The organism is Mesorhizobium sp. WSM4823, assembly GCF_055811195.1.
This window is the reverse complement of the sequence record NZ_JBVVQL010000001.1, coordinates 919,470-942,676: the sequence shown is the minus strand read 5'-3', so window position 1 is coordinate 942,676 and position 23,207 is coordinate 919,470. Positions and strand designations below refer to the sequence as shown.

19 protein-coding genes and 1 tRNA gene are annotated in these 23,207 nt (G+C 62.4%); 13 read left to right on the top strand and 7 right to left on the bottom strand.

Going from position 1 to position 23,207, the window contains the following annotated elements:
- Positions 1 to 33 precede the first annotated feature (33 nt).
- Genes AC0L26_RS04485 through AC0L26_RS04470 form a run of 4 tightly spaced genes read left to right on the top strand, consistent with a single transcriptional unit; the run spans position 34 to position 2,922 of the window.
- On the top strand, positions 34 to 357 hold the full coding sequence (locus AC0L26_RS04485; RefSeq protein WP_473631435.1) for an NIPSNAP family protein: 324 nt from the start codon (positions 34 to 36) through the stop codon (positions 355 to 357).
- A gap of 1 nt (position 358) precedes the next feature.
- Positions 359 to 1,225: a hypothetical protein gene (locus AC0L26_RS04480; protein ID WP_473631434.1), complete on the top strand. Its 867-nt coding sequence runs from the start codon at positions 359 to 361 to the stop codon at positions 1,223 to 1,225.
- Complete coding sequence (locus tag AC0L26_RS04475; RefSeq protein ID WP_473631433.1) at positions 1,225 to 2,148, top strand: 3-hydroxyacyl-CoA dehydrogenase NAD-binding domain-containing protein; 924 nt, start codon at positions 1,225 to 1,227, stop codon at positions 2,146 to 2,148. The genes AC0L26_RS04480 and AC0L26_RS04475 overlap by 1 nt, the downstream gene beginning before the upstream one ends.
- A gap of 24 nt (positions 2,149 to 2,172) precedes the next feature.
- Entirely contained in the window at positions 2,173 to 2,922 is a 750-nt protein-coding gene (locus AC0L26_RS04470; protein ID WP_473631432.1) for an SDR family oxidoreductase, read from the top strand.
- Between the two features lie 27 nt (positions 2,923 to 2,949).
- Here the strand turns inward: AC0L26_RS04470 and AC0L26_RS04465 are convergent, their stop codons facing one another.
- The gene (locus AC0L26_RS04465; protein ID WP_473631431.1) at positions 2,950 to 3,711 is read right to left on the bottom strand and encodes a pyrroline-5-carboxylate reductase family protein; all 762 of its coding nucleotides are present in this window, start codon (positions 3,709 to 3,711) and stop codon (positions 2,950 to 2,952) included.
- 109 nt (positions 3,712 to 3,820) lie between these two features.
- On the opposite strand from AC0L26_RS04465, the gene AC0L26_RS04460 reads away from it, so the two are divergent.
- The 7 genes from AC0L26_RS04460 (at position 3,821) to AC0L26_RS04430 (ending at position 10,732) form a co-directional block, all read left to right on the top strand.
- Positions 3,821 to 4,594 (top strand): GntR family transcriptional regulator, encoded by a 774-nt coding sequence (locus AC0L26_RS04460; RefSeq protein WP_473631430.1) that lies wholly within the window; start codon positions 3,821 to 3,823, stop codon positions 4,592 to 4,594.
- Between the two features lie 141 nt (positions 4,595 to 4,735).
- On the top strand, positions 4,736 to 5,848 hold the full coding sequence (locus AC0L26_RS04455) for a branched-chain amino acid ABC transporter substrate-binding protein (protein WP_473631429.1): 1,113 nt from the start codon (positions 4,736 to 4,738) through the stop codon (positions 5,846 to 5,848).
- A 147-nt stretch (positions 5,849 to 5,995) separates the two neighbouring features.
- The gene (locus tag AC0L26_RS04450) at positions 5,996 to 6,946 is read left to right on the top strand and encodes a branched-chain amino acid ABC transporter permease (RefSeq protein ID WP_473631428.1); all 951 of its coding nucleotides are present in this window, start codon (positions 5,996 to 5,998) and stop codon (positions 6,944 to 6,946) included.
- Entirely contained in the window at positions 6,946 to 7,941 is a 996-nt protein-coding gene (locus AC0L26_RS04445; protein ID WP_352937144.1) for a branched-chain amino acid ABC transporter permease, read from the top strand. The genes AC0L26_RS04450 and AC0L26_RS04445 overlap by 1 nt, the downstream gene beginning before the upstream one ends.
- A complete protein-coding gene (locus AC0L26_RS04440) occupies positions 7,938 to 8,768 on the top strand; it encodes an ABC transporter ATP-binding protein (RefSeq protein ID WP_473631427.1) in 831 nt (276 codons plus the stop codon). The genes AC0L26_RS04445 and AC0L26_RS04440 overlap by 4 nt, the downstream gene beginning before the upstream one ends.
- The gene (locus AC0L26_RS04435; protein WP_473631426.1) at positions 8,692 to 9,441 is read left to right on the top strand and encodes an ABC transporter ATP-binding protein; all 750 of its coding nucleotides are present in this window, start codon (positions 8,692 to 8,694) and stop codon (positions 9,439 to 9,441) included. The genes AC0L26_RS04440 and AC0L26_RS04435 overlap by 77 nt, the downstream gene beginning before the upstream one ends.
- Positions 9,434 to 10,732, top strand: coding sequence for an NAD(P)/FAD-dependent oxidoreductase (locus tag AC0L26_RS04430; protein ID WP_473631425.1), 1,299 nt, complete (start codon positions 9,434 to 9,436; stop codon positions 10,730 to 10,732). Before AC0L26_RS04435 ends, AC0L26_RS04430 begins: the two co-directional genes overlap by 8 nt.
- Positions 10,733 to 10,973: 241 nt before the next feature.
- Here the strand turns inward: AC0L26_RS04430 and AC0L26_RS04425 are convergent.
- A tRNA-His gene (locus AC0L26_RS04425) sits at positions 10,974 to 11,050 on the bottom strand.
- Positions 11,051 to 11,484: 434 nt separating this feature from the next.
- Positions 11,485 to 11,943: a phasin gene (locus tag AC0L26_RS04420; RefSeq protein WP_473631424.1), complete on the bottom strand. Its 459-nt coding sequence runs from the start codon at positions 11,941 to 11,943 to the stop codon at positions 11,485 to 11,487.
- A 263-nt stretch (positions 11,944 to 12,206) separates the two neighbouring features.
- Here AC0L26_RS04420 and AC0L26_RS04415 point away from each other — a divergent pair, with 263 nt between their 5' ends.
- The gene (locus tag AC0L26_RS04415; protein WP_473631422.1) at positions 12,207 to 15,866 is read left to right on the top strand and encodes a PAS domain S-box protein; all 3,660 of its coding nucleotides are present in this window, start codon (positions 12,207 to 12,209) and stop codon (positions 15,864 to 15,866) included.
- Positions 15,867 to 16,144: 278 nt separating this feature from the next.
- Here the strand turns inward: AC0L26_RS04415 and AC0L26_RS04410 are convergent, their stop codons facing one another.
- A complete protein-coding gene (locus AC0L26_RS04410; RefSeq protein ID WP_473631421.1) occupies positions 16,145 to 18,103 on the bottom strand; it encodes an acetoacetate--CoA ligase in 1,959 nt (652 codons plus the stop codon).
- A 182-nt stretch (positions 18,104 to 18,285) separates the two neighbouring features.
- On the opposite strand from AC0L26_RS04410, the gene AC0L26_RS04405 reads away from it, so the two are divergent.
- The gene (locus tag AC0L26_RS04405) at positions 18,286 to 20,136 is read left to right on the top strand and encodes an AsmA family protein (protein WP_473631420.1); all 1,851 of its coding nucleotides are present in this window, start codon (positions 18,286 to 18,288) and stop codon (positions 20,134 to 20,136) included.
- A gap of 64 nt (positions 20,137 to 20,200) precedes the next feature.
- On the opposite strand, the gene AC0L26_RS04400 is transcribed toward AC0L26_RS04405, so the two are convergent.
- The 3 genes from AC0L26_RS04400 to AC0L26_RS04390 are packed head-to-tail and all read right to left on the bottom strand — an operon-like array spanning position 20,201 to position 23,139.
- Positions 20,201 to 21,019, bottom strand: coding sequence for an ABC transporter permease (locus AC0L26_RS04400; RefSeq protein ID WP_473631419.1), 819 nt, complete (start codon positions 21,017 to 21,019; stop codon positions 20,201 to 20,203).
- Positions 21,016 to 21,990, bottom strand: a complete 975-nt coding sequence (locus tag AC0L26_RS04395) for an ABC transporter permease subunit (protein WP_473631418.1) — start codon at positions 21,988 to 21,990, stop codon at positions 21,016 to 21,018. Before AC0L26_RS04395 ends, AC0L26_RS04400 begins: the two co-directional genes overlap by 4 nt.
- A 9-nt stretch (positions 21,991 to 21,999) precedes the next feature.
- Positions 22,000 to 23,139, bottom strand: a complete 1,140-nt coding sequence (locus tag AC0L26_RS04390) for an ABC transporter ATP-binding protein (protein ID WP_473631417.1) — start codon at positions 23,137 to 23,139, stop codon at positions 22,000 to 22,002.
- Between the last annotated feature and the right edge of the window lie 68 nt (positions 23,140 to 23,207).

The following is a 23,207-nucleotide window of genomic DNA, read 5'->3' as shown; positions in this document are numbered from 1 at the left end:
CACCGGAACAGAATGCCAGAAGGAGTGACCAGGATGATCTTCGACCATCGTACCTACACCGCCCGTCCAAACAAGCTTTCGCATTTCCTCAAGCTTTACGAGGATGTCGGCCTGCCGATGCAGCGGCACTATCTGGGCGAGCCCTTTGGCTTCTTCCAGACCCATATCGGGGACCTCTCGCGCACCGTGCATCTGTGGAAATTTGAAAGCCTTGCCGATCGGGAGGAGCGGCGCGACCGCATGGAGGCCGATCCCGAATGGCAGGCCTACCGGCGCAAGGTGATCGAGACCGACTATCTTCTCGATATGCGCAACCAGATCCTGAAACCCGTCTCCTTCTTCAATCCCGGGAAATAAGATGGATCTGATTTTCTCTGCCGAAGGGCGAAGCTGGCCGCTTCGCCTTACCGGCGATGCCGGCCGCACCCGCCGTGCGTTGCTTTCGGCCCTGCCCATGCGCCTGCAGCTCCACACGCCCAAGATCGCCGGCAGCCATATCTATTGGCACGCGCCCTTCGTGGAGGATCTGGAGGGCGCGACGCATGTGCTTTCCGCGACCGCCGGCGCCTTCATCTACTGGCCGGTGCGGCAGTTCCTCGAAATCACCTTCGCTCCACTACAGGCCGAGAATGCCGAGATCACGGTTCTCGGGCATCTCGACGCACCGGTGGCAGGCATTGCCGAGCTCGCCGCGACACTAAAACACGACCAGGGCCGCCGTGTGCTGGACGGCACGCTTGGCAGGTCGGACGGCGCTGCGCCGGAGCCATCGGCTTCGCCGCTGCTGCCGCAAGACATCGTCGCCGCACGCAAGGCGCTGTGGGCGGCTTGTCCTGCCGACATCAGCCGTACCACCACGTCCCGCGCCATCATGCACCCGGCAGGCCCCGTCTTCACCGCGGAGTCGGAAGCGCGGGTGCTGCATGAATTCCTGTGGTGGATACGCGCCGAACGCGGCAAGGACGAAGCAGTGCGACGCCAGACGGCCGCGCTCGCGCTCGACAAGGCCGCGACCCGGCTGCGCGACTTCTGCCACATGGAGGAAACGCCGGCCCTGCTTCTCCGGCTCAAGGCGGCGATGGGCGAAGGACATGCTTTCGATGCCTTGATCGACGAGGCAATCCTGGTGGCCGGGCGAGTGGGCGCGTGGCTCGATCTGCTCATCCCGTGGAACGACCTCAACGAAGCCTTCCGTGCAGCGCTTGATGGCAGGAGAGCCGGGTAATGGAAAAGCTGACCGTCGGCATCGTCGGCTTCGGCGTGATCGGGCAACGCTGGACGGCCTGCTTTGCGCATGCCGGCCACGCGGTGCGCGTATTCGACCCGACGGAACGGCGCGAGGCAGCTTTCGGCGAAGCGCTGCCTGCACTCATGGCCGACCTTGACGCGTTGAAGGGGCCCTCGCCCGCACCGGGTCCGATCCGTCTCTACCCGACTCTGGCCGAGACACTCGAAGGCGTCGATTTCGTGCAGGAGAACGGTCCCGAGGACCTGGCTCTCAAGCGCCGGTTGCTGGCCGAGATCGAAGATCATATCGGCGATGAGATCGCCATCGCGTCTTCCTCCTCGGCCCTGCTCGTGTCCGACATGCAGGCCGAATGCCGCCTGCCCGGCCGCATCGTGCTCGGTCATCCCTTCAACCCGGCGCATTTGATGCCGCTGGTCGAAATCGTCGGCGGCAAGGCAACCGATCCGCGGGCAATCGCCCAGGCACGCGCGATCTATGAAGCGATCGGCAAGAAGCCGGTGACGCTCAACCGCGAAGTGACAGGCCACATTGCCCTGCGCCTGATGGGCGCAATGTGGCGCGAAGCGATTGCGCTGGTGCGCGATGGTGTCGCCTCCGTCGAGGATGTCGATCGCGCGTTCATGTACGGGCCGGGGCCAAAATGGACGCTGCAGGGTTCGTTCATTTCCAACAGCCTCAACGCCGACGGCATCGAGGACTTTCTGCGCAAATATGGCCCGACATATCAGGCGATCTGGGACACGCTGCTCGACGCCAAGCTCGACGACGAGACGATCCGCGCGATCACGACTTCGACGGGTGCCGCAATCGACGGACGCAGCCTGGAGGAATTGAAAGCTGCGCGCGAAGCCGGCCTCGTCGGCATATTGAAAACGGTGGCCGAACGCGGCGCACTCTAATCATCACGGTTCAGGAGAACGGCCATGAATTACCGCACCGCCCTCGTCACCGGCGCCTCGAAAGGCATCGGCGCGGCAATCGTCGAGAGCCTGATCGCGGAAGGATTGACGGTCCATGCGCTCGCGCGCAGCCACGACGCGCTGCGGGTCCTGCAGCAGCGCCTCGGACCAAATGTAAAGCCGATTGTCGCCGATGTGCGCGACCATGAAGCGATCACCTCTGCGCTCGGCGCGGCTGAAATCGATGTGCTGGTCAACAACGCCGGCGGTCTGGCAACCGTGCGTCCCCTGTATGAGCAGAGCGCGGAAGAGACTGCCGAGGTGGTGGCGCTGAACCTCACCGCGCCGCTGCAGCTCATCCGCCTGCTGTTGCCCGGCATGATCGCGCGCAAGCGTGGTCATATCTTCAACCTGACCAGCACTGCGGCAAGCGGCGTCTTTCCCGGCACGACGACCTATGGCGCGGCCAAGGCAGGCCTCTCGCAGGCCGGCCGCATCCTGCGCTTTGATCTGGCAGGCACAGGCGTGCGGCTGACCGAGATCGCGCCCGGGCGCGTGGAAACGGATTTCTACCTGAAGGCCTTCGACGGCGACCGCGAAGGCCTGCGCAAACGAATGTATTCCGAACAGCGGCCGCTTGGGCCGGCGGACATCGCCACCGTGCTCGTTTCCGCGCTGCGTCTGCCCGATCACGTCGATATCGCCGAACTGATCGTCGCGCCAAGCGAACAGGCATCAGGCGGCCAGATCTATCCGCCCGCGCCGCAACGCTGACCGGACCGCGTAGCGTCAGCGGCGCGGTTAAGCGTCGGCCTGTCGCCCGGTCAATTTGTCGAGCACCGCTGCGCAAGCTTCCTCCCACGCCGCTGGCATGCCGCGTGATGAAAGAACCTGCAGTCCCCGTTCGGTGATGCCACCCGGTGTCACCAGTTCTTCGAGCATCTGGTCCATCGGTTCATCCTTCTCGGCAATCAGCTGCCCGGCCGCCACGAAGGTCATCGCCGCCAGCCGGCGGGAAATTGCCGGGTCGAGGCCTTCAGCGCTAGACCATTCTGCCGTCTTGCGGATCAGATCCTGCGCCCAGCCATAGACCGCGGCGCTGACCGTCGCCACCTCGAAGTCCTTTTCGCTGGGGAGCGCGATCGAGGGTCCGAGCCGGTCGAGAACCGCCCGCGCCTCCCCGAGGTCGGGAAAATAGACCGTCGGGCTTGCGGCAATCTCGGAAGCGGTGAACGGCATGGCGCGCACGGCGCGCGCGGGCGCAACATTAAGCCGCGACAACGGCACGCCGGCACAGACCGACACCACTGTCTGTCCGATGCGCCACGGCAAGCCTGCAACCGTCGCCGGCGCGTGCTGAGGCCGCACGGAAAGAACCACGACGTCCGACCGTTCGACGAGGTCACGATTGTCGACTGCGAGCTGAAAGCCATGCCGGGCGGAAAGCGCCGCCGCCTTGCCACGCGGAGACAGGAGGATTGCTGCGGGGTCGAGCCCGGAACGCAGGAAACCAGCCAGCATGGACGCCGCCAGATGCCCGACGCCAAGAATGCCTATAATCATCGTTGTCTCCGGGGTTGAACCTGCGGCTTGCCATTCACAGGAAGTTGGGAAAGAAAGGCGCATCATAAAGTGTCGACACAGGCTGCAGACAAATCAGATTGGAACCTTCATGACCGAACAAGCTGAGACCGGCGCCGACAGCGAGCCGTCGCTTGCGAACGACGCCGAAACGCGCCGCACCGCCGACAGCAGCGAACGCGCCTACAACACCATCCGCAAGCTTCTCGTCGAGTTCAAGCTCAAGCCCAGCGAGCGCATCAACGAGGTCCAGCTCTCGCGCAGCCTCGGCGTGTCGCGAACCCCGATCCGCGAGGCACTGAACCGGCTTGCCTCGGAAGGCTTCGTTTCGCTGACGCCCAATCGCGGCTTCTTCGTCAGGAGCCTCAGCACCGAAGGCCTGCTCGACCTTTACGAATTGCGCTCCATCATCGAATGCGCCGCCTTCAAGCTGATGTGCGAGCGCGCGGATGACAGCGAGATCGACCGTTTGCGGCATTATTGGGAAGCGATCGTCGATGTCTACCCGAACCAGCCGCCGGACATCATCCTGGCGGAGGACGAAGGCTTTCATCTGCTCATCGCCGAACTTTCCGGCAATCCGGAAATCGTCGGCCAGCTTGCCTCCATCAATGCGCGCATTCGCTTCATCAGGCGCATCCAGATCGAACACCCCTCGCATGACAGGGCGCAGATCACCTCCCACTCGGCGATCGTCGACGCCGCCGTCAAGCGCGATGCGGAGAATGGCGCGAAACTGTTGCGCGAACATATCGAAATGACCGTCTCCGCCACGCAGCAAGCGCTCAAGGACGCCCTGCTCAAGGTTTTCGCGCCCGACAACGGCGCCGAACTGAAGCGCCGCCGAAGGACTAGCGACGTCTAATCGGTATCTGACCACAAAATTGAACGCAATAGTGTCGACACTTTCTTGACGACAGCCTCTTTGTCTGCTTCGATGGATGACAAGGGAGTTGAAGACCGCAACGGCCGCTCCCGTAGTGATCAGTAGTCAAGGGGAACCATCATGAATAAATTTACCGCCGCACTTCTTTTCGGGGCATCGCTGTTCGCGGCGCCGGCCATGGCCGAGCAGGTCACGGTTGGTCTGTCGGCTCCGCTCTCCGGCCCGCAGGCCTATTTCGGCACCACATGGCACAACGGCTTCAAGCTCTATGTCGACAAGCTGAACGCCGATGGCGGGGTCAATGGCGTAACCGTCGCCTATGAGCAGGAAGACGACAAGGCGGACCCGCGCGAGGGAACGCTGGTGGCGCAGAAGTTCTGCGATAATGACGAGGTGGTCCTTGGCCTCGTCAACTTCAATTCCGGCGTCGCCCAATCCACTCTGCCGATCTACGAGGACTGCACGTTGCCGACGATGACCTTCGGCTCCAACCCCTCGCTCACCAAGCAGGGCTATAAATTCATGGTGCGCCCGGTCGCCAACGACCTGGCCGGCGCGCTGCTGCCGGCCGAATACGCGATCGGCAAGCTCGGCGCCAAGACCGCCCTGGTCGTCAACGACAAGCAGGTTTTCGGGCAGGGCATCTCCGAAATCTTCGCCAAGAACTTCCAGGCTGGCGGCGGCACGCTTCTCGACACCATTGCCGTTGCGCCTAGCGACGTGGATTTCGCTGCCGTGCTTGCGCAAATCAAGCCGAAGAAGCCCGACGTGATCTATCTCGGCGCCGTCATGCCGCAGCTGGCGCTGTTTGCAAAGCAGATGCATGAGCAGGGCATCACCGCCACGCTGATCGTGCCCGACGGCGGCTATACGCCGGACCTCATCAAGCAGGCTGGCGAACCCAGCATCCAGGGCACGCTCGTCGCCATCCAGGTGCCGCCGATGGATGCCTCGCCGGCAATCGCCGATTTCGCCAAGGCCTACAAGGCCAAGTACGGCGAGGAAGCCGGCCCCTACTCGATCTACGGCTATGTCCAGGGCCAGATCCTCGAGCAGGTGCTGAAGACGACCAAGGGCCTGACGCGCGAGGACCTCAACGCGGCGCTGCACGCAGTCAAGGTCAAGACCGCTGTCGGCGACCTGGAATTCGACGAGACAGGCGAACTTAAAGTCGCCCCATCCTACCTCTACAAGGTCGATGGGTCGAACTTCCAGCTTGTCGGCTCGAAATAGCAGCCTGGCGCCGGAGCCGCCTGCCGTTCGCATGCGGCTCCCATTGCCTGTCGACGGCCTCGCCTGACAAAGTGCGGCGGCCGTGTCGAGCGGTTGTCTTTCCGGCTCGACCGGTCGATCGGAACCCCTTGCACAGGACGCCAGCCCATGCTGGGAAACCTCATTCAACAGACGGTCAACGCCTTGACCATTGGCGCCATCTACGCGCTGATCGCGCTCGGCTACACCATGGTCTATGGCGTGCTGCGCATGATCAATTTCGCCCATGGCGAGATGTTCATGCTCGGCGCCTATGTCGCCTTTCTGCTGCTCAGCATGCTCGTCGGCGATGTCGGCATGGCGGGCGCCGTTGCGCTTGCCATGGCTTTTGTCGTAGCGATTTTCCTGGTCGGCGCCGTGGGCGTTGGCATTGAAAGAGTTGCCTACAAGCCGCTCAGAAACTCCACCCGCCTTGCGCCGATGCTCTCCTCGCTTGGTGTCTCGCTATCGCTGGTCACCGGCATACAGATTTTGGCCGGCCCGCAGCCGGTTGCCTTCCCGAGCTTTTTTCCCGTCGTCCGCTACGATGTGATGGGCGGCACCATTACCTCGATGCAGATCGGCATCCTGGTTGCCGCCTTCGTGTTGATGTTCGGCCTCCATTTCCTCGTCAACCGTAGCCGTATCGGCATCATCGTGCGCGCCGTATCGGAAAGCCGCCCCACGGCGCAGCTCCTGGGCATCAACGTCAACGGCGCGATCTCGATGGTGTTCTTCGTCGGGCCGCTGCTCGGTGCGGCGGGCGGCATCCTCTATGCCAGCTACTACGGCATCATGTCGCCGACCATGGGCGCCGTCATTGGGCTGAAGGCCTTCACAGCAGCGATCCTCGGCGGCATCGGCTCCATTCCCGGCGCCATGCTTGGCGCCTTCATCCTCGCCTTCGTCGAAGTTGGCGGAACCGCGCTGCTGCCTGTCGTCACCCATGGCGTGCTGGGCACCGAATATCGCGACGTGCTCACCTTCGCGATCCTCATACTCGTGCTTCTCGTTCGTCCCGCCGGCATATTGGGCGAGACCGTGTCCGAGGAAAGCGTCGTGTACAAGAGGGAGTTCTGATGTCCGTTGCCGAGGCTCGCACCGCTGTCAGGCCGCGCTCAAGCCGGATCGTTCCGCTGCTCGTCTTCGCCATCGCGATCGCCTTGATCGTGGCGACGCCCTTTCTGCCCAACTACTACGTCCGCGTCATTAACAGCCTGCTGATCTATATCCTGCTCGGCATCGGCCTGAACATCGTGATCGGCTACACGGGACTGCTCGATCTCGGCTTCGTCGCGTTCTATGCGGTCGGCGCATACACCTATGCTTTGCTTGCCAGCCCTCAGTTCGACCTGCATTTGCCTTTCCTGCTTATCCTGGTCATCGCCGCCTGCCTTGGCGCGATAACCGGCATCTTGCTCGGCATCCCGGTGCTCAGACTGCGCGGCGACTATCTCGCCATCGTCACGCTCGGCTTCGGCGAGATCATCCGCATCATCATCAACAATCTCGACTGGCTCACCGGCGGACCACAAGGCATCGCCCGTCTCGACAAGGCTTCGATCCTCGGCTTGCAGATCGCCCGCCCCGTCGACTTCTTTTGGCTGCTGCTTGTCGTCGTCGTCATTGCCGGCGTGGTTGCCTGGCGGCTGGAGCGTTCCATCCTCGGCAAGGCCTGGGCCGCGATCCGCGAAGATCAGGACGCTGCGCGCGGCATCGGCATCAACACCACCAACGCCAAGCTTGCCGCCTTCGCCACATCGGCTACGATCGGCTCGATCGCCGGCGCGATATTCGGCGCCTCGCAGCGCTTCGTCAGCCCGGAGAGCTTCACGCTTCAGGAATCCGTGCTGATCGTGCTGATGATCGTGGTTGGCGGCATCGGCAACATCCTCGGCATCGTCGCGGGCGCGGCGATCCTGATCCTGCTGCCGGAAGTGCTGCGCGAATTCGCCGAATGGCGTATCCTCTTCCTCGGGCTGTTGATGATTTTCCTTATCATCGTGCGCCCGGCCGGCATCGTGCCGCGCAGTTTCGGGCCTGAGAAGCTCATCCGGGGGCTTTTCGGAAAATGACGCTGGTCTTTCAGAGCCTTCGCAAGGAGTATGGCGAGGTCGTCGCCATTGACGACGTATCGACCTCCTTCACCCCTGGCATGATTCACGGCGTGATCGGACCGAACGGCGCCGGCAAGTCAACGCTCATCAACATGACCGCGGGCTCCTACACGGTCTCCTCGGGGTCGATCACGCTCAACGGCAAGCGCCTCGACGGGCTCAAGAAATACCAGATCGCCAATTCGGGTATCGCCCGCACATATCAGAACATCCGCCTCTTCGATCAGATGACGGTGATCGAGAACCTCGAAGTCTGTTTCTATCCCGCCGAGGTCGCAGGGACCTGGAAGGAAGTGATCTGGCCGCCCTACGCCACGGCGCAGCGGCAGCGCCGTCGCGAAAAATGCATGGAGATATTGCGTTTCTTCGATCTGCAAGGCTATGCCGAGGCCGATGCCGGCGGCCTGCCCTATGGCCGGCAACGCATGCTCGAGATCGCCCGGGCGCTGGTCTGCAATCCGCGCGTATTGCTGCTTGACGAGCCAGCCGCCGGATTGAACCATCACGAGACGGCGGAGCTGACTGCGAAACTCACCGCACTGCGTTCGCCCGACCGGATCATGATCGTCGTCGAGCACGACATGGATCTGGTCATGGCGCTCTGCGACAGCATCATCGTCATGCATCACGGGAAGCTGCTTTTTCGTGGCACACCCGCCGAGGTGCAGGCCAGCACCGAGGTCCAACTCGCCTATCTGGGAACCGCCAATGACATCGACGACATCAGAGCCGCTGCTCAGGATCGCCGGGCTCAGCTCGGGATACGGGCGCGTCGGCGTTCTTGAAGACATTGATATCGAAGTGGATCCGCACGAGATCGTCGTCGTGCTCGGCCCGAACGGCGCCGGCAAGACGACGCTGCTCAACTCCATCTCCGGCGTGGCGCGTCCGACCGCAGGCAGCATCACCTTCGAAGGGCGCGACATCACCGGCCTGCGGCCCGAGCAGGTCGTGCGCCTCGGCATCACCCACTGCCCGGAAGGCCGGCAGATCTTTCAGCGCCTGACGGTCGAGGAAAATCTAGTCGCTGCCCATATCGGCCGTGGTGGCAAAAGTTTCGAAACGCTGCGCGCCGAGGCATTCGAGCTCTTTCCGGTGTTGAAGGAGCGGCGCAACGGCTTGGCGAGCCGCATGTCCGGCGGCCAGCAGCAGATGCTGGCGATCGGCCGCGCGCTGATGGCCGAGCCGAAACTTCTGATGCTCGACGAACCGTCTCTCGGCCTTGCGCCGAAGATCGTGCACCAGATCTTCCGCATCATCCTCGACCTGTCGCGCAACGGCATTTCCATCCTGCTCGTCGAGCAGAACGTCCAGCTCGCGCTTGAATGCGGCGACTACGCCTATCTCTTGAACACCGGCAAGGTGAAGCTTCATGCCCCTGCACTGGAAATGACCGAGCATTCAGCGCTGAGCGAGCACTATCTCGGCGGGGCCACCGAGGAAGTGCTTCATGTTTGAAGTCGATTGGAAAACCCCGCATCTCTGGCGCAAGACTGCGAACGTGCGCCAAACCGCTCCCGCGTTGCAAGGCGACCTGAAGACGGACGTGCTGGTCGTCGGCGGCGGTTTCACCGGCATGGCCGCAGCGCTGGGGGCGCGCGACAGCGGCGTCGACGTCATCCTCCTCGAAGGCAACGAGATCGGATCGGCGGCTTCCGGCCGCAACAACGGCCTCGTCATCTCGCATCATTCCAAGGCATCGCCTTCGGAGTTCGAAGCGGCATACGGCAAGATCATCGGCGACCGCTACAACCGCATGGTGGCAGACGCGGCCGGCGTCGCCTTCGGCCTGATGCAGCGCTTCAATATCGATGCACACCAGGTGCAGGAAGGCTGGATCCAGCCGGCGCACACCGAGGCGACGCTTATTCGCACGCGCCAGTTTTACGAGGAGTGGAAAGCCTTCGGCGCCAATGTCTCCAGCCTTGACCGCGACGAAATCACTGCGCGCATCGGCAGTCCCTATCTCGGCGGCTGGATGGTGCACAATTCGGGCCACATCAATCCGTTTGCCATGACCATCGGCCTTGCGGCCGCGCTGGAACGTGAAGGCGTGATCATCCTCGAGAACTCCCGGGCAACGCGCATCGAGAAGGTGGAAGGCGGCTGGCGCGTCTTCACCCAATCGGGCAGCGTCACGGCATCGGAAGTGGTGCTGGCGACGAATGCGTTGACTAATGACATCTGGCCAGGGCTGAAGAAGACGCTCGTGCCATTCAAGGTGTTCCAAGCGGCAACCAATCCTCTGCCGGAGGAAATGCGCGCGAAGATCCTTGTCGGCAATCCTGCCGTATCCGACATGCGCAACGATATCCGTTATTTCCACTACGACCGCGACAATCGGCTGGTCAGCGGCGGGACGCATACGTTCTGGTTCGACGAGGCCGACCGCGGCCGCGCCAAGGTCTCGCGCATGCTGGGCAAGGCCTTTCTCGCCTTCGGCGGCAAGCCGGAGATGGTGGAGTATTGGCACGGGACGTTCGCCGTGGTGCCTGACCGCAGGCCGCGCCTTTATCGCCTGGCGCCCGGTCTTGTGTTTGGGGGCGTCTATTCCGGTCGTGGCGTGGCACTTTCGATGTCACTTGGCCAGGAAATCGGCCGCTGGGCGGCAGGTCGGCGCACGGATGAGCAGATGTCGCTTCCGGTCACCAACATGAAGCCAGTTCCGTTTCACCCGATCGCGGTGCAGGTCGCCAACCGCATGCACCCCTGGAACCGCCTGCAGGATCACCTGCTCCCGGTAAAGTAACACGGACGGAGTTCTCATCGTTCGTACGGTGCTAGAGCAATTCCGGGATAAGTGTGAAACGGTTTTCCCGGGAAAGGCGCTTAGCGCTTTCCCTAGGGAATTGCGCAAAAACAAAAGGCTAGGCGGCAACACCGCCTAAATGGGCGCGGATGACGGCCTGCCTCGAAGGCTCAACATTCGCCGCGCTTGCCGTCAAAGACAAAATTTCATAACAGAATCAAATCGCTTAATGGAAAAGGGGTGGTACCGTTGGCTGGGATCGAACCAGCGACCTCCGGATCCACAATCCGGCGCTCTAACCATCTGAGCTACAACGGCACGTTTGCTCGAGCGGGATCGAGATGGACAATCATTCCCCTGGACCCGCTCTGTCGTTCGGCGATGCGTCCATACGGGCTATCGGAGTTTAATTCAAGGCTTTTGGCCGCCCATGCCCCGAAATCAGAACCGATTTTCCGAAATGATCGCGCGCGAATCCAAAGTTCTATAGCGTCCTTTGCGCGCCCAGGAGGACGCGCGGCGCTTTAGGCAAAGATTGCCGCCTTTTTACGCCGGGAAAAGAAAAAGGCCGGCGGGAGGAGGTGCCGGCCTTTTCCTGTTACGAGCCAGCGGGAGGAGGTGCTGGCTGGTCACCCCGGAGAGCAGAGGGAGGAGGTTCCACCCGCCGGGTATTCGCTTTGACCACTATATCTCACATAATCTCTTTCGAAGAAATGCGACGTTTTGTTGCATCTTCAAAGTATGCGCAAATATTAGGCGGCCTTAATTTCCTTCATCGCCTTCTCGAAGGCGGTCTTCATCGGCTTGGAGACGTCCTCGGCCGCCTTGGAGGTGACGGTCTGGAAATCCTTTGCCTGCTCGACGGCCATCTCGACGTGCTTGCGCAGGAATGCTGTCTGCAGCTCGAACACTTCCGACAGCGACTTGGCGCCGATCAGGGCTTCGAAATGCGAGAAGCCGGCTTCGGTATTGGCGCGCAGAGCGGCGATGGTCTTGAGCGACAGGTCGTTGGAAACGGTCTTGGCGGTCTCGAAGGTCGACTCCAGAGCCTTCTGGGTCTCTTCTGCGCCGGTCTTCAGCTTGGCATAGGCCTCTTTCGACTGCTCGACGCCCTTTTCGGCGAAAGCACGGATCTGGTCGGTGGCCTTGGAGGCGTCGAAGCTCGGGAATTCAACGTTTTCGATCGTTTCGGCAGTCTTGGTCCTGGACATTTTCCATCCTTTGGGCGGCAGCGGCTTTGACAGAAAGCCGTCTCGTTCATGTATGATGGCAATATAAAGGCAATTTTTGTGCATTGCAATATCTTTGTTGCAGCGCACCATAAAATTCTTTCCCTGCGTTAACCACGAGCCCAGAGATTCCAGCGGTTGCACGCTGTGGCTTGTGGACGTTCGCGCCATCGGCTTTTATTAACAAAACGTTAACCGGAAAACTGCCCGTTCCGTGAGGATTCGCTAAGAGGTCCGCCAAGCGCATGCCGTCCGAAAACTACTCCTTCCTCGATGTCGCCGTGCTCGACACGATCCGCCAGCGCTTTGCCGCCGGCGACGCAATCGTCCTTTTGTCGGCAGACCTCGAACAGGTGATCTGGGCGAACGGGCCAGGGGCGGCGGTGTTCGGCTACCCGGACATTGAAGCCATCATCGGCGCCTCGGCAGGCTTGCCGCTGGTCGCCAGGCGCCAGATCATGGCGACCAGCGGTTTTCCGGAGATCGGCCGCGACCGTGCCATCACGGTCCGGCTGGCAACCGGCCTGACCAGCCGCGCGCTTGGCTTTCTGGCCAGCGCGGTGACGATGCCTGACGGCGAAAATGCGATCATGCTGGCGGTGCCGGCGGCACAGATCGGCTCGCGCAGCGCTGCCGAGATCGCCGCCCGGGCCATCAGCGGCTTTACCGAAGACAGTCATTTCATCGCCTTCGTCGACGCCAAGGGCAACATCGAGGCCGCTTCGGAAGGGTTTTCGGCGCTCGGCATCTTGCCCGAGACGCTGGCAGCACTTGTGGCCGATGTGGCGAACGAGAGCGATCGCATTGTCAAACGCCTCGTTCCAGGCGGCACCACTTCCTACCCGGCCGGTCTTGCCCGGCTGACGGATGATCGGCACCTGCTGGTGGTGATCGACGAGGACCAACTTGACGCCGACGGCGAGCACATCAAGGCGATGGAAACCGGCACCGGTGCGGCAGCACACGATGCCGCGTTCCGGCAAAAAGCAGAACAGGACAATGCGCCGGCGACAGCCGCGAAGGCGGATGCGGCAGCGGAGACAAGCCCGGCAGCCGGAGAAGACACATCGGTGTCTGGAGAGCATGACATTTCCGATTCGACCCGGCCCGATGCGACCGGGCTGAAGCCGGAAGCGGCCGATAGCGCCAGCGCCCCGGCCGGCAGAGCGCCCGCGCAGCATGATCATTGGTATTTCAGTGCCAGCGAGGATGAAACGCAAAAGCCGGGCCGACCGGATGCGTCCGGGCATATCCAGGCGGATGCGCCGGCGGAACGTACCGCGCAGGGCGCCGCCGCCTCCCCGACTGAGCGTGCGATCCCCTCGATCGACCGCGGGGCGGCGCCCCTGCGTTTCGTCTGGCGCACCGACGCCGAAGGAAAATTCAGTGCCCTGTCGCCGGAATTCGCGGAGCTCGTCGGCAAGCCTGCCGCCGATGTGATCGGCCGGCGCTTCAGCGACGTCGCGGCCACCTTCGACCTCGATGCTTCAGGGGAGATCGCCGGTCTGCTCGACCGACGCGATACCTGGTCCGGCCGCTCGGTGCTGTGGCCGGTTGCCGGCACCGATTTCAAAATCCCCGTCGACCTGGCGGCGCTGCCCGTCTACAGCCGCAGCCGTGCCTTCGAAGGTTTTCGCGGTTTCGGCGTGGCCCGCACCGGCGATGCGGTGGTCGATCCGGAAGCGATCGGCATGGCGCTTGTCCCCAATGCGGAGGCCCCCGCAGCCGCCGAGCCGAAAGTTGCCGAAACGCCTGATGAAACCGACCCGTTCCAGGGCGAGGTGCCGGCGCTGACCATCGTGCCGAAGCCGGAGCGGCGCTTTGCCGACAAAGTGATCCGGCTGGCCGAGCACAGGCAGCCGGCCAATGACAAAGGCCTGTCGACACTAGAACGCAGTGCATTCCGTGAGATCGGCGAGCGGCTCAAGAAGGACAATCCCTCGACCGAACAGCCCGATGCTGCAATGCCGGCAGAAACGGCAGCGGCGGAACCGACCGATGCCGAAGACGGGAAGGATGTCGCAAGGCTCGACGGCGAGCAGCCGGAAGCAACCAGGCCGGACATCTCAGGCTCGCTGCTCGACTACGCCGAGCGGGACTATGTCGCGGACGATGGCGACGGTGCCCCGGTTTCGGGGCCGGACAAGGCGGCGCAAGAGATCACCGAACCCGCCGACACGGACGATCGGCCGACGGCCGAAGACGACGACAGCATGACGGCTGCCGATTTCCGCGATGCGGAAGACAGCGAGGACTGGGCGCCGTCCGACGAGGATGAAACCCGTTCGTCAGCCAATGACATTGGCAATGCAGGTGACACGGAGCCGGCGCTTGTCGAGCGGCCATCCCCGCAGGCGCCGCCGCTCAAGCTCGAAGGGTTCGTGCCATCGGCCTTTTCGACAGCGGATGGCAACAACGCTCCCGACACTTCCATCCTTGGCAAGCTGCCGGTGCCCGTGCTCATCCATTCCGGCGACGATCTTCATTATGCGAATGAGGAATTTCTCAGCCTGACCGGGTATGACACGCTCGACGATCTGGAGGATGCAGGTGGTCTCGGCGGGCTGTTTGCCGATCCTTACGACGACAACGCCTCCGACGGAACCGATCACGCGCTGCGGTTGAAGACGCATGACGGTCAGGAATTCCCGATCGAGGCTATTCTGCGCTCGGTACCGTGGCGTGGCGGCAAGGCGCTGATGCTGGTCGTGCGCCGTTCCGGCGACGAGGCAACAGCTGTTCCGCAGGGCGTCGCCGACGACCAGACCCAGCCCGACATTTCCGAGCTCAAGGCGCGCATCGCCGAGATGCGCACCATCATAGACACCGCGACCGATGGGGTCGTGCTGATCGGCCGTGACGGAACGATCCGCTCGATCAGCCGCCCGGCGGAAGCGCTGTTCGGTTTCGACAGCGACGAGGTGACCGGCAAACCCTTCTTTTCGCTGTTTGCGATCGAAAGCCAGCGCGCGGCGCGCGACTATCTCGACGGATTGTCCGAGCCCGGCGTGGCGAGCGTGCTCAACGACGGCCGCGAGGTGATCGGACGCGAGGCGCAGGGGCGCTTCATTCCGCTGTTCATGACCATCGGCAGACTGCCCAATGACAGCGGGTTCTGTGCGGTGGTGCGCGACATCACCCAGTGGAAGCGAGCCGAAGAGGATCTGACCCAGGCGCGTGCAGTGGCCGAGCGCGCCTCCTCGCAAAAGACCGAGTTCCTCGCCCGCATCAGCCACGAGATTCGCACCCCGCTCAACGCCATCATCGGATTTTCCGAATTGATGGTCGACGAGAAATTCGGGCCGGTCGCCAATGACCGCTACCGCGACTATCTGCGCGACATCAACCGGTCGGGCAACCACGTGCTCGACCTGGTGAACGACCTGCTCGACATCTCGAAAATCGAGGCCGGCCAGCAGGAGATGGCTTATGAGGCGGTGTCGCTCAACGACACGCTGGCCGAGACGGTGGCAATGATGCAGCCGCAAGCCAACCGCGAACGGGTCATCATCCGCTCCAGCTTCGCCTCACGACTGCCGGAGGTGGTGGCCGACCTGCGCAGCGTGCGCCAGATCGCGTTGAATATCCTGTCGAATGCCATCCGCTACACGCAGGCCGGCGGCCAGGTGATCGTATCGACAGCCTATGAAATCTCCGGCGACGTCGTGATGCGGGTGCGCGACACCGGCATCGGCATGAGCCAGTCCGAGATCGAGCAGGCGCTGAAGCCGTTCAAGCAGATCAACGCTCTGAAACGCGGGCGCGGCGACGGCACCGGTCTCGGGCTGCCGTTGACCAAGGCCATGGTCGAGGCCAACCGGGCCCGGTTCGCCATCAACTCGACGCCTGGCGAGGGCACTCTGGTCGAAGTCGCGTTTCCGTCAACCCGCGTGCTTGCGGATTAATCTAAAAGAAAAGGCGTCCAACAGGACGCCTTGAATAATGGGATTGCTGTCACAACGGGCTTGAGCGAATTCAGATCCTCTGGGGATTTAGAGGAACGGGATTTCTCCCTCAAGTTACGCACGACTATCGACGCCGGCCGTTAACAAAACCTTACCGGCGCGGCGGAAAATTTACCAATGTGTACCACTCATGAAATCTAGGTAAATTCGAGCGAGATATTTGGTTAACCATGCTCGCCCGGCGTCCATCAACTCGGATGACGGCGCCGTTCCGTTTCTTAGTCGGCCAATTCCGGCAAATCGCGGAACAGCTCGAGCGCTTCGGGATTGGCCAGCGCCTCCTTGTTCTTGATGGCGCGGCCATGCACCATGTCGCGCACCGCAAGCTCGGTGATCTTGCCCGATTTGGTGCGCGGAATATCGGTGACGGCGACGATCCTGGCCGGCACGTGGCGAGGGCTCGCCCCACTGCGGATTTTCGCCCGGATGCGTTTTTCCAGCTCGGCATCGAGTTCAACGCCCGCAGCCAGCCGCACGAACAGCACCACCCGCACGTCGTTGTCAAAATCCTGGCCGATGCACAGTGCTTCCAGGATCTCCGGCATTTGCTCGACCTGATTGTAGATCTCCGCTGTGCCGATCCGCACGCCGCCCGGGTTGAGCGTCGCGTCGGAGCGGCCATGGATGATCAGGCCGCCATGGGAGGTCCATTCGGCGAAGTCGCCATGGCACCAGACATTGTCGAAACGTTCGAAATAGGCAGCGTGGTATTTCTTGCCTTCGGGATCGTTCCAGAAGCCGATCGGCATTGCTGGAAAAGCCTTGCTGCAGACGAGTTCGCCTTTCTCCTGCCGGACCGGTCTGCCGTCGTCATCCCAGACGTCAACGGCAAGGCCGAGCCCGGGTCCCTGGATTTCGCCTGTCCACACCGGCTCGATGGGCACGCCGAGCACGAAGCAGGAGACGATGTCGGTGCCGCCGGAAATCGAGGCCAGATGCACGTCTTTCTTAATGCCGTCATAGACGAAGCGGAAATCTTCCGGCGACAGTGGCGAGCCGGTGGAGGAGATCGTGCGCACGGTGGAAAGATCATGCGTGCGGATCGGTTTGAGCCCGGCCTTGCGCACGGAATCGATGAATTTGGCCGAGGTGCCGAAATAGGTCATTTTCTCGGCGTCGGCAAAATCGAACAGCACGTTGCCGTCGGGGTGGAAGGGCGAGCCATCATAGAGCAGAAGGGTTGCGCCCGACGCCAGGCCAGACACCAGCCAGTTCCACATCATCCAGCCGCAAGTGGTGAAATAGAAGAAGCGGTCGCCGTCGAGCAGGCCGGCATGGAGCCGTTCTTCCTTGACGTGCTGGATCAGCGTTCCGCCGGTCGAATGGACGATGCATTTGGGGATACCGGTCGTTCCGGAAGAAAACAGGATGTAGAGCGGATGCGCGAACGGCAATCTCTCGAACGTGACCGCCTTGGCTGCGAAGGATGAGAGCGCCTCGTCCAGCGCAGTCGCCTTCTCGATGGTCGCCACCACGTCCGTCGACGTTCCGAGATAGTCGACGATCAGGATCTTGCGCACGGTGGGAAGCTTTGTCGCAACGGCGGCGGTCTTGTCGGCGACCTCGATCGCCTTGCCATTATACCAATAGCCGTCGGGCGCGATGAAGACGACCGGCTCGATCTGGCCGAACCGGTCGAGCACGCCCTGTTCGCCGAAATCGGGAGAACAGGAAGACCAGACAGCGCCGATCGAAGCTGTCGCCAGCATGGCGGCGACGGTCTCCGGCATGTTGGGCATCATGGCGGCGATGCGATCGCCGATTTTCACCCCAAGCGACAGGAAAAGCTGCTGCAGCCGCGAGGTCAGCGCATGCAGCTCATTCCAGGAGAGTCGGCGCTCGACCTTGTCCTCGCCGCGAAAGACGATAGCATCGCTGGGGCCGGTCTTCTTCAGGAGGTTCTCGGCGAAGTTCAGCTTCGCGTCGGGAAAAAACGCGGCGCCGGGCATCTTCTCGCCATCGACAAGCACGCGCTCCCCCTTGTCGCCAACGACCCCACAAAAATCCCAGACGAGGCTCCAGAACGCCTCGCGATCGTCGATCGACCAACGATGTAGATCGGCATAGGAGGAAAAATCCTTGCCGGTCCCGGCAGTGGCGGCCTTCATGAAGGCGGTCATCGGCGCGGCGTCGACCTGGTCTTTCGTCGGTGCCCAGAGCGGTGCGTCGCCAGCCATGATAGTTCCTCCGCGGTCACCACCGCTTATGCATATCGCAGCGCAGCAGAGCAAGATTTTGTTCGGCCGAGCGACGTGGATGTGCGCAAATGCCATCGCTGGGCCATAATGACTTGAAATGCGTCAGCCGTGGGTTACACCCGTCGGGCGATTTTTGTCGGAACGGAAGCATACGGGGCGACATGCCATCACCTTTGATCCGGCGCGGAATATGGGCGATCGGCGTTGCCGTGCTCGTCATCGCGCTGGCCGTCGCCGCCTTGCCGCTCGTTGCCTCTACCCGGATCGTGCGCGATCGCATTGCCTGGGAAATGAGTGCGTGGAGCGGTTTCCGGGTCACCATCGACGGCGCACCGCGGATCGAGGTCTGGCCGAATTTCCGGGCCATCCTGACCGACGTGACGCTTTCGCAATGGACAGAGACCGACGCGCCACCGGTGATCGAGGCCGAACGGGTCGAGGTCAATCTCTCCGCCATGGCGGCGTTGCGTGGCGACGTGGTATTCTCGACGACGCGGCTGATCCGGCCGACGATCAGGGTTCAGCGCGCAGCAAATGGGCTTTTCCTGCCCGCCCTGCCTTCGGGCGGGCGCATCACGCGTTCCATCGACACCGCTCGCGCCGTGGTCAGCGCCAATCCAGCCAAACCGGACCTGAGCAAGCTGCCGGCAGATCCGTTCGGCACGGTGGAGTTCAGGAACGGCCGCGTGGTGACCGCCGTCGATAGCAAAGAAACTGAGATAGTGAGCAGCCTGAGCGGACAGGCGAACTGGGCCGCGATGAACAGCAATGCGACGCTGTCGGCGACCGGGATCTGGCGCGGCGAAAGCGTCGCCATCGATGCAGCATCGTCGAACCCGCTGGTGTTGTTTGCGGGAGGTGCTGCGCCGATGACGCTTTCCTTCAAGGCGGCCCCTGCCACTTTTTCGTTCGACGGCGTGGCCAGCATGTCCGAGAACGCCTATTTCGACGGCCAGGCGAAATTTGCCGCACCCTCGCTCAGGCGCGTGCTCGAATGGTCGCAGGCCGGCATAGCGCCTGGCGCGGCAATCGGCTCGGTTTCCGTTTCCAGCAAAGTCACGGCGACCTCCGGCCGCATTAAATTCGAAAACACCGAGATCGCCCTGGACGACAATCCGGGAATGGGTGCGCTGGACTTCTCCTTTGGCGAGGCGCGGCCGGTGATCGCCGGTACGCTCGCCTTCGACACGCTCGACTTGCGGTCGTTTCTCTCCGCCTTCACGCCGCTGGCGCCTACAAATGGTACCGGCCCCGGCGAAATCGACATAAGCGTCGCCGACCGGATCAATCTCGATCTCAGATTGTCGGCAGCGCAGGCGACCGCAGGCGCCATCCAGCTTGCCAACGTCGCCGCCACCGCCCAGGTCAAGAACGGTCTTGCGGTCTTCGATATTTCCGATGCATCGGCCTTTGGCGGCAACATCCAGAGCAGTCTTCGTTTCGACCGCAAGCCAGGAGGCACGCAGGTCGAGATCAGGCTGCTCGCCTCTGACGTCGACGGCGGCGCCTTTGGCACCGCAGCCGGGATGACGCGACTGGTGCCGATCGGCAGGGGAACCGTTTCGGTCATCCTCAAGGGGCCGGGCAGAACCTGGGACTCCATTTTCGAAAACGCCGACGGCTCGGTTTCGGCGAAATTCGGCCAGGGCGCGTTGAGCCGGCTCGATCTGCCGGCATTTCTCAAACACAACGAACAGGGTGGGTTCTTCGCGCTCGACGATGTCTCCGATGGAACGCTGCCGATCGACGGAGCCGAACTCAAGGCAAGCATTTCGAACGGAGTGGCGAAGATCGACAAAGCCGAAGCGAATTCGGCGAAGTACAAGGTCTGGCTTTCCGGCATCGCCTCCTATGCGGGGCGGGGGCTGGCGCTGTCCGGCGGCATCATTCAGGCGGACCAGGCAGCCACGCAGACAAATAACCAGGGTCCCAACCAGTCTTCGTTCTTCGTCGGCGGAACGTGGAACACGCCGTTCATTTCGCCGATAAGCCGTGGGGTTTCCGGAGAATAGGCAGCGAGGCTGCTGCGGTCGTCAGAAGTGCTTCCTGCCAGCGTTTGCTGCCGCCGCCCGTTCGTCACCCCCGTTGAGCGGCCTGCTCGTCTCGCCGGCGCTGGACTTCGCGACGCTTGTTGGCGAGCGAAGCGATGATGACCCCGACCGCCACGACCGCGATCAGAATTGTGCAGGCGGCGTTGATCTCCGGCGTCACACCGAGACGAACCTGGCTGTAGATCTTCATCGGCAGCGTGGTGGCGCCAGGCCCTGAGGTGAAACTGGCGATGACAAGATCGTCGAGCGACAATGTGAAAGCCAGCATCCACCCGGACACGATCGCCGGCATGATGACGGGCAGCGTGATCTGGAAAAACGTCTTCACCGGCGGCGCGCCGAGGTCCATCGCGGCTTCTTCCAGCGAGCGGTCGAACGTGACCAGGCGCGACTGCACGACGACTGCGACGAAGCACATGGTCAGGGTGATGTGGGCAAGCGTGACGGTGAGAAAGCCGCGATCGAGACCGACGGCGACGAAGAGCAGCAGCAGCGACAGGCCGGTGATGACTTCCGGCATGACCAGTGGCGCAAAGACCATGCCGGAAAACAGCATCCGGCCCTTGAAGCGCGTGTAGCGCGTCAAGGTGAGAGCCGCCAGCGTGCCAAGCACGGTCGCCACGGTGGCCGAGATGACGGCGACGCGGGCTGTCACCCAGGTGGCGTCCATCAGGCCCTGGTTGTGGAATAGGGAGACGTACCATTTGGTCGAGAAGCCGCCCCAGACAGTGACCAGTTTCGACTCGTTGAAGGAGAAGACGACAAGCAGGACGATCGGCAGGTAAAGAAAGGCAAAGCCCAGCACGATCGAAGTGATGTTGAAACGGCTCCAGGTCGGGTTCATTTGTCTTGTTCCTGGGCGCGGGCCTGGGCACGCTGGAAGAGCATGATCGGCACGATCAGCAGCAACAGCAGGATGACGGCGACGGCTGACGACACCGGCCAGTCGCGGTTGGCGAAAAACTCGTTCCACAGCGTTTTGCCGATCATCAGCGTCTGCGACCCGCCGAGCAGATCGGGAATGACGAACTCGCCGACGGCGGGGATGAACACCAGAAGGCAGCCGGCGATGACGCCGGGCAACGACAGCGGAAAGGTGATCTTCCAGAAGGCGCTGGTCGGCGGGCAGCCGAGGTCCTTGGCCGCCTCGATCAGCGAATAATCCAACTTTTCCAAGGACGAATAGAGCGGCAGCACCATGAATGGCAGGTAGGAATAGACGATGCCGATGAAGATCGCCGTGTAGGTGTTGAGGATGATCAGCGGCTGGCTGATCATGCCGGTGGCGAGCAGCAACTGGTTGAGCAGCCCCTCGGGCTTGAGGATGCCGATCCAGGCGTAGACGCGGATCAGGAACGAGGTCCAGAACGGCAGGATCACCAGCATCAGCAAAGTCGGGCGGAGCGTTGCCGGCGCGCGGGCCATGCCATAGGCGATCGGGTAGCCGACAAGCAACGTCAGCGCCGTCGAGATGGCGGCGACGATGAGGCTCGTCACATAGGCATTGAAGTACAGCGCATCCTGCGTCAGCCAGGTGTAGTTATCGATGCTGAGCTGTTTCAGCTGGGCGAGAAAACCGGAAAACCCGTCGCCGAAGCCAAGCACCGGCGTGTACGGCGGTATAGCGATCGCCGTCTGCGACAGTGAAATCTTGAAGACGATGACGAACGGAACGAGGAAGAAGAAGACCAGCCAGAGATACGGGATGATGATGACGAGACGGCCAATGAAGGCGGCATTCAATCTGGCCAGGGCGGATTTGCCAGCATCGGTGGTCTGAGAGCTTGCTGCAGCGGTGACAGCGGCATTCGACATGACCGTCCCCTATCGCGTCAGCACGACGCCGGCGTCCGGCTGGAACGACACCCAGGCACGGTCGTTCCAGCTCAGCGGATCCTCGGTGATGCGGGCTGCGTTCATCGTGCTCGCCCGCACCACGTGACCGTCGTCGAGCCTGACGTGATAGACGGTCATGTCGCCGAGATAGGCGATGTCGTAGACCTCGCCTTCGATGGCGTTGACGGCACCGGCCGGCTTCTTCGACGATATCTTGATCTTCTCCGGCCTGATGGCGAAGGCGACGGCCGCGCCGGTGGCGGCATTGCCGGCATTCTCGGTTCGGATGGTGATGCCGTTGCCCGCGTCGATGCTTGCGGCACCGGCCTCGCCACGCGCGAGCTTGCCTTCGAACATGTTGACGTTGCCGACAAACCCGGCGACGAAGCGGGAGCCCGGCGCTTCGTAGACTTCCGCCGGCGTCGCCACCTGCATCACCTCGCCCTTGTCGATGATGGCGATGCGGTCGGCCATTGTCATCGCCTCTTCCTGGTCGTGGGTGACGACGACGAAGGTGAGGCCGAGTGACTGCTGCAGATCCATCAGCTCGAACTGTGTTTCCTCGCGCAGCTTCTTGTCCAGCGCGCCCAATGGCTCATCGAGCAGCAGCACCTTCGGCCTTTTGGCGACCGAGCGGGCAAGCGCGACGCGCTGGCGCTGACCGCCGGACAGTTGGTGCGGCTTTCGCTTGGCGAACTGCTCGAGCTTGACCAGCTTCAGCATCTCTCCAACGCGCGCCGCGATCTCGGGCTTCGCCATGCCGTCCTGCTTGAGGCCGAAGGCGATGTTATTCTCGACCGTCATATGCGGAAACAGCGCGTAGGATTGGAACATCATATTGACCGGCCGCCGATATGGCGGAATCCCGCGCAGATCCTGGCCATCGAGCAGAATGCGGCCGGCGGTCGGCTCCTCGAATCCGGCGAGCATCCGCAAAAGCGTCGATTTTCCGCAGCCCGACGCCCCGAGCAGGGCAAAGAACTCACGCTCGAATATTGTCAGCGACAAATTGTTGACGGCGGTGAAGTCACCGAACTTCTTGGTGACCTTGTCGAACTGGATGTATGGCTTGGCGTTCGGATCGTTCCATGGCGCGAAATCCCTGCGGATGCTGCCAAGCGATTTCATGTCCCACTCCGTCCCTGATCCTGCCCCTGAAGAATTCGACCCCGGCATCAAGCTGCCGGGGTCGCGTC